The organism is Delftia sp. ZNC0008, from assembly GCF_000799035.1.
Classification (GTDB): domain Bacteria; phylum Pseudomonadota; class Gammaproteobacteria; order Burkholderiales; family Burkholderiaceae_C; genus Comamonas; species Comamonas tsuruhatensis.
Window position 1 is genome coordinate 1 of sequence record NZ_JTKZ01000761.1, and the last position, 1,017, is coordinate 1,017.

Annotated in this window: 1 protein-coding gene; it reads left to right on the top strand. The window is 72.1% G+C overall.

Annotated features, from left to right (window positions below; genetic code table 11):
- Positions 1–1,017 (top strand): GMC family oxidoreductase (locus L995_RS24690; protein WP_047474026.1); only part of this gene is annotated, 1,017 nt, incomplete at both ends.

Here is a 1,017-nt window from a genome sequence, read left to right on the forward strand (position 1 = left end):
CCGCGTGCCCAGGGCAATCCGGGCTGGAGCTGGAGCGAAGTCTTGCCCTACTTCCTGCGCGCCGAGCACAACGAACGCGGCGCCGACGCCTGGCACGGCACGGGCGGGCCGCTGAACGTGGCCGAGCTGCGCGATCCCAACCCGCTGTCCCGGGCCTTCGTGCAGGCGGGCGTGCAGGCCGGCCATGCGCACAACGCGGATTTCAACGGCCAGGCGCAGGAGGGTGTGGGCCTGTACCAGGTCTCCCAGCGCAACGGCGAGCGCCACCACGTCGCCAAGGCCTATCTGGCGCCGCACCGTGCCAGGCCCAATCTGCGCGTGGAAACGGGTGCCCAGGTGCTGCGCATTCTGTTCGAGGGCCGGCGCGCCGTGGGCGTGGAGTACCTGCAGGGCGGTACGGTGCAGCAACTGCACTGCCGGCGCGAGGTGCTGCTCAGCGGCGGCGCGCTGCTGTCGCCGCAGCTGCTGATGCTGTCTGGCGTGGGGCCGGGCGATCACCTGCGTTCGCTGGGCATCGATGTGGTCCACCACCTGCCCGGCGTGGGCGCCCATCTGCATGACCACCCGGATGTGGTGCTGGTGGTCGATGGCGCGCAGCTGACCGACAGCTTCGGCCTGTCACTGGGCGGTGCGCGCAGATTGCTGGCCGCCGTGGGCCAATGGCGCAGCCAGCGGCGCGGCATGCTGACCACCAACTTTGCCGAGGCGGGCGGCTTCATCCGCAGCAGCCCCGGCGAGGCTGCGCCCGACCTGCAGCTGCACTTCGTGGTGGCCAAGCTGGTGGACCACGGGCGCAAGACGGTCTGGGGCCACGGCTATTCCCTGCATGTCTGCGTGCTGCAGCCGGCCAGCCGCGGCAGCCTGCGCCTGGCCAGTGCCGACCCGCTGGCCCTGCCGCTGGTGGATCCGGCCTTTTTCTCCGACGCGCAGGACCTGCGGCGCATGGTGAACGGCGTGCGCCGCGCCCGCGAGATCCTGGCCCAGCCGGCGCTGGCGGCCCTGGGCGGGCGCGAGATG